Source organism: Ruminococcus sp. (assembly GCF_019417665.1).
In the GTDB taxonomy this organism is placed as follows: Bacteria; Bacillota; Clostridia; order Oscillospirales; family Ruminococcaceae; genus Ruminococcus_C.
In genome coordinates, this window is record NZ_DXUU01000063.1 from 1 (window position 1) to 11,454 (window position 11,454).

An 11,454-nucleotide genomic window follows, 5' to 3' on the forward strand; every position below is an offset into this window, starting at 1 on the left:
GAGCTTTGATGCGTATGATTTTTAGTTCATATATCATCGTGTCGGTACACTAGTTGATCTTCGAGAGTATGTATATCATTTAGAGAATCATGAAGGCAATGTGCAATCGAATGAGATGTCGATCCAGTTTCCGTATCATACAGATCGCCGCATTGTCTGTATTGGCGGTCAGCAATCATGGCAGAAGAAAATACGTAGTTGCTTACCGGATGTTACATTCTGTAAGCCGGATGTGAAAACAAACGTGGCAGCATTTGAATATGCGGATGAAATCTGGATTCAGGTAAATGGATTGCATCATCAGCAATCTATGCCTGTTATAAATCTGGCTAAAACCAGAAATATTCCTGTAAAATACTTTAGCAAGTCGGGAGCACAACAATGTGCGAAACAGCTTGCCAATCATGATAGAAGTTTCAGAAAAGCTGTATAATGAATCAATTATACTGCATGTGATAGGAAGCGAGGTATCGGATATGGTGCCTCGTTTTTCTTTTTTCGCACTTTTTGTGTAGAGAAAATTGAAAAGTCATACCACTCACGCCACAATGGCATCAGTGGCATGAAAACTCAAAAGTCATTTTTACAAATCCAATTTCTCCTATGATATACTGGGATTGTAGCCAAGGAGACATGGCTACACAAACACTGAAATCCCGGAAGGGTAGGAAGGAAAGCACCATATGAATTCATTTTTTCATCCCAAGCACTATGTCAAGAAAGACAAGAAAATTGAGAAAATGCGCCGTGACAATCATGGTGAGTTGTCGGAGGAGATGAAGGAAATCCAGTTTGCTGACAGAGGCATATCTTTTGACAAAAATGACAAGCCGATCATTGCTGCCAATCAGTTCATCAAGTACGCTATGACTCGTGTCACTGCCAGAGAAAATGAGGAGGGGATCTGGTTCTACAATTACAAGGCAAAACATTATGACCTGTTGACCTATGAGAAATACAAGAAAATCTTCTTCTACATCATGGAAGAGGCATCCGAAGAAGTCTGGAGATCGTCCATGGAAAAACAGTACATGGCATATTTCAGAAATAAGGTGGAGCAGTTCCAGATTTCCGGTGACCAGGCAGGGATATTGCAATTCAATAACTGTATTGTGGACTTCTCTGGTGAGGAAGTAGAAGTATTGGAACCTTCTCCGGCCTATTTCTGCAATTTCAGACTGCCTTATGATTATGATGAGGAGGCAAAGTGTCCGGCGTTTCGGGAATTTCTCAATGATATTTTTGACGGGGATAACGAAAGAATTGCCCTGATACAGGAAATCATGGGTGCGTGTCTGTTCTATGAGAAGTGTATGCAGTATCTGGTGGTATTTCTGGGAAACGGCTCGAATGGAAAGTCACTGCTGGCATCCGTCATCAAGCATATGCTGGGGGATCAGAATGTGTCGGCAATTGCGTTGGACAAACTGAGCGGCGATAAATTTGCAAAACAGAATCTGGACAGAAAGCTATTGAATATTTCCTCTGAAACCAAGTCCGAAAAGATTTACTCCACTGCCGATCTCAAGGCACTGACAGGCGGTGATTCTGTGGAGGTGGAGAAAAAGTTCAAGGATGCATATACAACAGAAATCTACTGCAAGTATATCCTGCTTGCCAATGAGATGTTCCAGACGGATGACAACAGCGAAGGGTTTTACAGAAGACTGATTATTGTGCCATTTAATCAGCATTATTACAAGCTGATTCCAGGGGAAGAAAAGGATGAAAATAAGCAGTATCAGGATATTTATCTGGAAGGTACACTGACGCAGGAATGTTCCGGTATTTTCAATTTTGCGCTGGAAGGACTGCTTCGCCTCTGGGAAAATGACTTCCATTTTTCCTATTCTACGGTATGCGAACAGGCAAAGGAACGCTTTAAGAAGGAACACAATATTGTCATGGCATTTCTCAATGAATGTCTTCTGATCCGGGGCATAGACAGCAAGGTAAAAGTGAAATCATCAGAACTATTTCCAAAATTCGAGAGATTCTGCAGAGAAAATCATTATACCAGACAGTATAACAATATGACGAAGGCAAAATTCTTTAAGCTGCTGGATCAGATTATTGCAGATGAGGCATTGGACGTAGCCAAGAGAAAGAACAGTGACAGTTATTATTTTGTAGGAATGACATTCAAGAAATAACGAAGATTTGGATAAATAATCAGAATGGGGGATACGTGTTTCGGCATGTATCCTCTTTTTGTTCCCACTTGATTTTCTTGTAAAAATCTGATACAATAGAATCATATCCAAGAGGAGGGAAAAGCCATGCAGCCGGAGAATTTATATGAGAATGTAGGCGCCATGACACGGATGTGTCTGGACAAGATCATGGATTTCAATTACACGTTTCTCGACGATGAAACGGAAGAACTGACGGAGGATTTTCTTTCCGGGAATTACGCATTCAAAAGTTTTTCCGATGGTTTGACAGAATGCATCCAGCAGCATGGCTTTTTCGGAGATGTGACATCTGTAGCAGAAAAAACTGCATTCCTCAAGGAACAATGTCTGCAAAATCATGTCCCACTGAATCCCGCAGTGATCAAAAGCTGGTTTACAGATAAGCGCCCCATTTCGGAACAGAGAAGCCGGGAAAATGTATTCCGGCTGTGTTTTGCATTGGGATGTACATTGGAGGAAACGACGGATTTCTTCCTGCACGTTTATTTTGAATGCCCCTTTAATTTTCGGATTGCCAATGAAGCGATTTACTTCTACTGCCTGCTGAATCATCTGGATTATCCCACTGCATTGACATTACAGGAAAAAGCGGATGCTATCCTGAAACAAGCAGAAACAAATACCCATGAATCCGCATATGCCTTTACGAAACAAATTGGAACAGAACTGAAAACTATTCATACAGAGGAAGAACTGCTGCAGTATTTCCAGAGGCACAGCTACGAATTTCTCAGTGTCAATCAGACGGCTTATGGCTATGCCAATCAGTTGCTGGAGGAATGTACCGAGCTTGCATCCCAACTGTACCAATGCTGTCCCGAACTGGAGGAGGAAAGCCGGCATATCGGGAAAAAGAAGAACATTGACTTGTTGCTGTTCATGCTGCTGGGCGTAGACCTGTTAAGCTATGCCAAGGAAGACAAGAGCCAGTCTTTCGCAAAAGCTGCACAATTTCCGGAACTGATCAAGTCCAATTTTCCATTGAAAATGCAGCTGTCCAATATACAGCATCGGAAGAAGGTTTCCTATGATGCCATGCGGAAAGCACTGATTCTGCTGAACTTTTACAGTTATTTTGCCGATATGAAATCAGAAACACTGAAAAGACATGGTGATTTTTTTGTGATGGAGGAGGATTTTCTAACATTTGTGGAGGAGACCAACGATCTGCTCACTACCTGCGGTTATCCGCCATTCTACGCCAGAAATCCCTATGACTGGCTGATATTGCACTGCGCCAATCAGCCGGACCCATTGCAGGAATTCCAGAATGCCATGCAGGCATATTATGTTGCACCGTTAGATGAGAACTTTTAGAAAATACAAGAATGACCGGTTACAGTCCATAAGCTGTAGCCGGTTTTTTCTGTCCAAAAGTCATTTTTACAAAGATTTTTTCACTTGAGATATACTGAAAGCATCCCAGAGGAAAGGAGGAAACCAGATGAATCAGAATGCATTATCTGCGATTTTGCAGGATGGATGTGAACTCATAGATGTGATTTTATCGGATACAGAAAATCTATCTGTTTCAGAATTTATTCGGATACATGAAAACAATTTTTTCCAATCTGTTCAGCCGATTACGTCACTGCTTGCACCGGAATGCAGAACAAATATATCCATTGCCGCAGAAACAGCCTATGTTTTTCTGGTGGGAAGTTATCTTTACTTTCGCCTTACCGGAAAACCAGTAACATGGTTTGAACGAAGAAGATTTGCGGTATTTCAAAGTCAGTTTGAACCGTTTTTCCGAAGAACATTGTGTACACATATTCCAAATCGCTTTCAGACTTTGGAAGAACTGAGGGACTGCCTGCAAAACCAGATAGATCTGATTCAGGATGCTTATGACGATGTATCATTTTAACCGAACGCAGCGGATTCTCTCTATCTTCCTGCGCCTGTTTCAGCAGGAAGAATTGCAGGTTCGCCAGATGTGCGATGACTATCATGTGTCCACAAAGACGATTTATCGGGATTTGCAGGAGATCCGGTGCTTTTTCTGTAATTCCAGCCCGGAATCGGAATATGTTCTGATCTACAAAAAAGAGAAGAACTGCTTCTTGCTACAAAAGAATACAAAGTAAAGGAAAAGAGCATGTTGCCTGTGTCGATTGGATGCAGGTGACATGCTTTTTCTTGCAATTTTGTTCTTTTTGTAGTATAATGAAAAAAATGACAGGGGGTGACAGGATGAAACAAGCACTTTCCTTGCAGGAAATGATCACGCTGAACGAAGTCGGTACCAGCAAAGCATTTTCTTTTCGAATCACAGAACTTGTGGGAATTGGCTCCAGTTGTATTGTCTACACAGCTGTATACAACGATGCAGAGGGGAACAGCTTTCCGGTGCGGCTGAAAGAGTGCTATCCGGCAGAATTGGAGATTACCAGAGAATCCGATAACAGTCTTTCTGTTCCAGAAGAACAGCGTGCGAGATTGGATGCATTGCTGGAGCACTTCACACAGGGCTACCAGAAGCAGCTGATGTTTCGTCAGATTCCGGAGAGTATGAACAGCATCAGCAATATTCAGGGCATCTATGAGGGCAACAACACAAAATATATCGCCATGAGCTGTCAGAACGGCATGTGTCTTTCTAAGGTGAATGATCTGACATTGTATGATATTTTTCGTGTTGTGAAAGCAGTCACCCAGCAGATCGCCAATCTTCATCGGCAGGGGTATTTGTATCTGGACTTGAAGCCGGAGAATATCTTCCTCTACCCGGAAACACCGGAACTGGTCATGCTGTTTGATTTTGACAGTGCGGTCAGATCGGAAGAATTGCTGGAGCATCCGGAGTGGTTGTCCTTTACAGAGCAATGGGCAGCCCCGGAAGTGTTGCAGGGAAAGTATGCGAAGATTGGAACTGCATCTGATATTTACGCTATCGGTGCATTGCTGTTGTATTTGCTGTTCCATCGGAATCCGCAGTTGTCAGACCGGAGAAAACATGCCTCATGGGAAACGGAGATGCAGGGTAGTATTCTGGCAGAGGAAAGTCCGGAATGCCGGCGGATGGTAACGGAACTTCTGCACTGGACACTTTGTTCCGATATCCGTGGTCGTTACAGCTCCTGCACGGAAATTTCAGAGGTGCTGGAAGCGTTTGTTCAAGAATTCCAGAAACCGAAGCCCTATCTGAAAACAGTTCTCCCCATGGGAACTAATTTCTTCTGCGGCCGTGATCGGGAGATTTCTGAGATACATGGAATATTGCAGGAGGAAACGAATTTCCTGATTCTGCATGGCATCGGAGGTATCGGAAAATCTGAACTGGCAAAGCAGTATGCCAGACGATATGCAAAGGAATATGATGCGGTTGTTTTCATGCGGTATTACGGTACGTTTCTGGATTCTGTGATTCTGGACAGTAACTTGCCCATTGTGAATTGTCAGCGTTCTGAGGAAGAGACTGATGCGGCATATTTTGCACGAAAGTTGCAGGTGTTACGAAAAATCTGCACGCCAAGGCATCTGATCATTCTGGATAACTTTGATGCAGAGGAGTGCGACTTTCTTGATGAGATCACGTCTTTGCCATGCAAGTTTCTGATCACTTCCAGAGTGGATTACGCAGAGGTATTTCCGCAATATGAGGTGGATGTCCTGGAGGAATATGCGGATTTGTATCAGATCGTCACGCATTACTACAAAGAAGATATATCGGAACCGGAAGGAGATGCCATTGAGAATATTCTCATTGCATTACAGGGTCACACTATGGCAGTCGAGCTGATTGCAAAGCAGATGCAGATACTTTCCGTGACACCAACGCAAATGTATGAGAAGTTGGAACACGCGGGAATCAGCAGCAGTTCCGGAAAGATCAAGCATCTGAAAGACGGGAGATTGCGGAATAACACAGCATATGTTCACATCGAAACATTGTTTACCATTCTGGGACTGGACGATACGGAAAAACAAGTACTGCGGAATCTGGCACTCATCGGGCCTAATCCCATTGTCATGAAATATTTGAATGAGCTATGTGAATGGAATGCAGAAGAAACAACGGCATTGCAGTCTGTGATCTCTGGTGGTTGGGTGCAGGCATATGACCTGGATGGCGTGCAGTGCATTGTATTGCATCCGTTGATTTCAGAGGTGTTATGTAATCAACTGCAACCGGACTGCGTTCAATGCGAAACTCTTGTATCCAATGGAGCGGTAATTGCAGCAAATATTGATGATCTGGGGAATGCTGATGAGAGAAAGCGGAATATCTGCTGGCTGGAACATATGACACAGAATATCCATGGAAAATCTCTGCCATTGGCGGATTTTTTTGATAAGATGAACTATCCGGTGTATCTGGGAGAAGATAACTACGGGAAAGCGTTATATTGCCTGCAAAGGGAACAGGATATTTTACAGGAAATCGCACCGGAAGATCAGGAAAAGCTTTTGAATCTGTATTTGTTTTCCGGCACAATTGCGATGAAGCTTGGTGACGCTGAATGTGCAGAAGAATACAACGCGAAAATTGCAGCAATGGAGGATGTGAAAGACAGTACAAGGATGCTCTGTAATACACGGCTTATGCAGGCGATTGATACCCAGAATTATACTGGTGTAATGCAGGAAGCACAAACGTTATTGCAGCTTGCGGAATATGAGAAAGATGACCGTCGGATCGCAGAGGCATACAGCAATTTTGCATGGATAGAAAACAGTTTTGAGGATACAGAAGCGGCAATGTCCTATGCAAAGACAGGTACGGAGTATATGGAAAAATATCTGTCTGAACATGAAGTGGAATTTGCAGATGATGCAGAAAATCTGGCGGATTTATACAGTGACATGGCAAGCATGTATCTGGTTGCCGGTGTCTATGAGAAAGCCATTGTGTACCATCAAAAGACAAAGCGGAAGCTAGATGAGATTTATGGGGAAGATTCTGTTCATGATATTTCAGTTTATGTTGCATTTGCAATTTGTAACTTGAAACTTGGAAATTACAGCGAATCCATTGGGAATTTCAAGAATGCATGTGCGTTGGCAGAAACGTACTATGGGGCAGAACATGCGGAAACAGCGGATGATCTGCGAAGCTATTATGATGGTCTGGTTACGATATGGCAGCATACAGAGGATACGAGCTACCTGATTCAGGCAAAGGGACCCATGGAAAAGTCGATTCACGCTCTGATTGCTGTACATGGGGAACAGCATCTGACTGTGGCTGAGAGTTGTATGGAATATTCAGTGGCACTGCGGTTTTTAGAAGATCGTGACCTGTGCTTTCAATATGCGAATCAGGGGGTGAAGATCTACGAAGCTTGCTGTGAGGAAAATGGCAGAGCGTTGATTGAACCAGTTGCCATTATGGGAGATCACTATGCTGCTTTCGGGGAACGAGAAATAGCAGTGCAGTGGTATGATCGTGCGGCTGCTATCTGTTGGGAAAATGGATTGGATGAACTGGCAGAGCAGCTGTCGGAACTTTGTGCGGATTGAAAAAATGTATGTATTGGATGTAGGATAGCTTTACGGAAGAAGTGGAAGCGTTTTGTGCGTAGTATCATATGCCATTTAAATAGGCGTAGCAATGTTGTGATGGCTATTTGTGGGAAACGTGTCGATGTTGTAGAAGTGATGCTGCGCGGCAAAATTGTTACGCTTCTAAAAGCCACGTAATTTCGATTCTTTATCGAGATTACGTGGCTACCTCTTTAGGTTAGAATGAGGATAGGGCAGGGTGGAATGTATGTTCTACACCCTTACTGTACCCTTGAGGCAACAGTTCTTTTTTGGAGTCTGTTGTCTCTTGTTTTGTAAATTATTTCTGAACGGACAGGCGTATGACCATGGCTGTGAGTATAATAAAAATCCGTAGACTTATAAGCATATTCTAAAACAAACATCTTAAAAGTGGAAAAACAACTTGACAGCAGAACAAATATGACTTATAATAAGAATATACACTGAATCTTGATGAAATTCCATTTATACATAGAATACATCTTGAATAAGGTAGAAATATGTGTTTCATGTGCAAAAACACAGAATCTCTTTCTGTGAAAAAATAAAAAAGCGAGGTTTTTATTATGGGAAAAACAGTAAAGATCAAATATGATTCCGATACCTTTGAAACGCAGATCACGGTTGGTGAGCGGGTATTTGATACATCCCGGATCAATGGCAAGGAGATTTCCGATTGGGCATATCCGTTCATTGTAAAAAATATTCGCTGGAATGGAATCTATGACGAACTGAGATCTTTTGTCGGAGAAACAGAGGAATTTCAGATTCAGTTTGATGGTGCAGAAAAAGAACTTGAGGTGCTGAGGACTGCCCTAAAGGATACAGCGGTTCGTGTTGCCGGAATGAACAACAAAGTTGTAATTCTCTATAAAAGAGAACCGCTTACAACAAAAATCACAGTAAATGGGAAAGTATTTGACACTTCTAAGCTTCAGAACAGATACATTGATGAATGGATTTCTCCATTTCAGTTCCGGGATGTGAAGTGGGATGGTATTTTTCAGGAATTGGAACGCTTTATCGGAACCGATCTTTATACAATTCAATTTGTTGGCGAACAGGAAGATATGAAGGAACTGATGAAGACATGTCTGGAGAATGTAAGCATGACATATCGTGTTCCTTCGGGTTCAACCGTGGGACTTCATGGTGCGAATCTGAAAGAAAAGGGGATGGAAATGCTGTCTGGGGCACAGTCGGCTGCAAAGGGTACTGTACAGAGTCTGCATGGCATAGATACGGACGTAATCAAGAGTGCAGTTTCTAAGGGTGTGCAGAGCGTTCAAAATATGGATGCGGATGCGGTAAAGCAAAAGACAGGAAAAATGCTGAAAACTGCAAAGGAAATGCGTAAGGACGATTGGATTGCTTTTTTCAAGAAGCAGTGGAAAAAAATCGTGCCCATTGTAATTGCGGTGATTCTCGTTCTGGTTCTTTTGATTAAATTGATCGGTGCAATTTTCGGTGGAAGTACATTGACAATTGAACCGGATACCATGGGTGGTGCCATGGCGTGTGAACATGAATGCAAGGCAGGCAGCGTTGGATTTTTACATACAGAGGGAACTTCAACTGGTTTTCTGTATTTCAGCGCCGGAGATCATACCACTGTTTATCTCATAGAAAGTGAAGACGGCGTAAGTGAAGAAACAACTGCTGCTGAGAGTGAAATTTATGAGAGAAACAGCAGTTCAACTGATTATGATACGAAGGTAAAAGGAAAGGATGTAGACGGTGATGGCTGCATTGAATTTACCATTAGCGAATTTACTGGTGTCGATTATAAAAAGGCCTGCACCATCAAGTGCAAATATTAAAACCAAATGAATGAGAAAACTTGATTTGTCCGAACTGCGGTGTGAAACTGGGACGATTATTTTGAAAAAGCATACAAATGACAGGAGGAATATATTTTGATTTGCCCGAATTGCGGTGTGGAATTAGAGGACAATGCGGAAAGCTGTTTCCTTTGCGGCGCTGTACTGGAATTGGAATGTGATACAGAGCAAACTGTGGAAGCAGAGCCTGTGATAGAGGATGCGGCAAGACAGGAGTCGCCGAATGCAGGAAGTTATCCTATGAAGAAAAAGAATTCTATTTTGATTGTTATTCTTGTGATATTGATCGTACTTGTGTTTGTTCTGGCTGCTGTTGTTGGAATACTTCTGCTGAAAAATGAACATAAGGATACCAGCGAAATGATTGCTGTGCAGACAACGGATACATCTACGGTTTTTTTGGAAACAACCGCATTACAGGCAGAAACAACCACTTTGACAACATCAGATACAACAGAAACAACATCATCAACGACTACAGCAGAGGTCACTACAACTACAATAGCTGTCACTACAGAACAAATGGGAGATGTGGTAGATTATTATAGTGCTTATGGGATTCACATTTTATCTGAGGCGGATATGTTAAATCAGAATTCTGCGAATCGGGATTATTTTCTCTATGATATCAATGGGGATAATGTTTGCGAATTGATTCTTTACCTGGGAAGCTGCGAAGCCGATGCTGTCTATAAAGTCTGGACAATTGATGGCAGTGACATTTTATACTGCGGTGATATGGGAGCAGGGCATACAGTTCTGCGGGAAAAGGATGGAAAATTATATGCAAGTATGGGAGTGATGGGGATGCAAACCATCCTGGAACTATCCCTGGATGCAAATCATCTTCTTGAAACATCGACTTATTTTGATTCTGGTAATTCTATGATGGATGAATATATTGAAGTTGGCCCCATGATAGAGTCTTATGATTTTTCTGATACTGCACCATTGTATAGCTATAGTACAGGAACTTTAGATGCTGGTTATTATAGCTACGCACCTTCTTATTAAAATGTAGTTGAGGAGCTGAATGCATAGATACAGACAACTCCTCATTTTGATAAAAGGATATTTACGTGATTGATAAAAAGCGGAATACTCATGTTAAAAACGCAAGAGAATAATAGAAAAATAGAATTTCAGAAATTGATGATCTGCAGAAATAATCGAAACAAGCATTATATTCCTTTCTGACTTTTTCTATCAGGAATGGAAGTCATTTTTACAAATTACATCTCTGTTATGGTAGAATATATTTACAGCAACAAGCTGAATATATTTGAAAGTGTAGGTAAATCACTATGGTCACAAATGAGAAATGGTTTGAGGTTGAGGAATGCTATCCAGCACAGTTAAGCAGAATTGAAGTTGTTCCGGGTGAAAATGGAGATTGTGATATTGTATTCACATTTATTGTTTGGAACGGGTATATCTTCAAGGAGTTTACACACACCTGCAAGGAGATTTACTCTGAACAGGGACAGTACTATTTTAGAAGATTTTGTGTTACTATGCTTGGTGACATGGAAGATGAAGACAGCTGGTATGAGATTGTCTACAAAGCTGATATGAATGACTGGGCAGGTTGCGATATGGTTGTAACTGTTATAGATGCTGATAAACCTATCATTGAAAATGTCTTTAGCAGCTTTGTAAGCTATGACTACCTTTATGAAGAAGATCAGAAAGATTTGGATGAGGAGTTCGGCTTTGATTATAAAACAATCTTCCAGGACATAAAAATAAAGCATGGCAGTGTCCCGGAAGAAATCAATGAATATATGAGAGCCGTTCTTAACAAGCATCACCTAATAAGTAATGATTTTATTATTGACGATGCTTTTAAACATCACCTTGATTTTGCGGATCTTCTTAGAGCCTGTTTAGTATCTTTTAAGAATAATGCGGATAAAAGCGAGGGAAAC

The 11,454-nt window shown here is 41.7% G+C and carries 9 protein-coding genes; all 9 read left to right on the forward strand.

Annotated features, from left to right (window positions below; genetic code table 11):
* Positions 1-244: 244 nt before the first annotated feature.
* The gene (locus QZ375_RS12280) at positions 245-433 is read left to right on the forward strand and encodes a hypothetical protein (protein WP_295219550.1); all 189 of its coding nucleotides are present in this window, start codon (positions 245-247) and stop codon (positions 431-433) included.
* A gap of 250 nt (positions 434-683) precedes the next feature.
* Positions 684-2,153: a phage/plasmid primase, P4 family gene (locus QZ375_RS12285; protein ID WP_295219551.1), complete on the forward strand. Its 1,470-nt coding sequence runs from the start codon at positions 684-686 to the stop codon at positions 2,151-2,153.
* 126 nt (positions 2,154-2,279) lie between these two features.
* Positions 2,280-3,512: a hypothetical protein gene (locus QZ375_RS12290; RefSeq protein ID WP_295219552.1), complete on the forward strand. Its 1,233-nt coding sequence runs from the start codon at positions 2,280-2,282 to the stop codon at positions 3,510-3,512.
* A gap of 127 nt (positions 3,513-3,639) precedes the next feature.
* On the forward strand, positions 3,640-4,065 hold the full coding sequence (locus QZ375_RS12295) for a hypothetical protein (RefSeq protein WP_295219553.1): 426 nt from the start codon (positions 3,640-3,642) through the stop codon (positions 4,063-4,065).
* Positions 4,052-4,285 (forward strand): DeoR family transcriptional regulator, encoded by a 234-nt coding sequence (locus QZ375_RS12300; RefSeq protein WP_295219554.1) that lies wholly within the window; start codon positions 4,052-4,054, stop codon positions 4,283-4,285. The genes QZ375_RS12295 and QZ375_RS12300 overlap by 14 nt, the downstream gene beginning before the upstream one ends.
* A 106-nt stretch (positions 4,286-4,391) precedes the next feature.
* Positions 4,392-7,661 carry a protein kinase gene (locus QZ375_RS12305; protein WP_295219555.1) on the forward strand — a complete coding sequence of 1,090 codons (3,270 nt, stop codon included), beginning with the start codon at positions 4,392-4,394 and terminating at the stop codon, positions 7,659-7,661.
* Positions 7,662-8,251: 590 nt separating this feature from the next.
* The gene (locus QZ375_RS12310) at positions 8,252-9,505 is read left to right on the forward strand and encodes a hypothetical protein (RefSeq protein ID WP_295219556.1); all 1,254 of its coding nucleotides are present in this window, start codon (positions 8,252-8,254) and stop codon (positions 9,503-9,505) included.
* Between the two features lie 96 nt (positions 9,506-9,601).
* On the forward strand, positions 9,602-10,540 hold the full coding sequence (locus tag QZ375_RS12315; protein ID WP_295219557.1) for a zinc ribbon domain-containing protein: 939 nt from the start codon (positions 9,602-9,604) through the stop codon (positions 10,538-10,540).
* Positions 10,541-10,830: 290 nt separating this feature from the next.
* A partial coding sequence (locus QZ375_RS12320) for a hypothetical protein (RefSeq protein WP_295219558.1) occupies positions 10,831-11,454 on the forward strand: 624 nt, incomplete at its 3' end.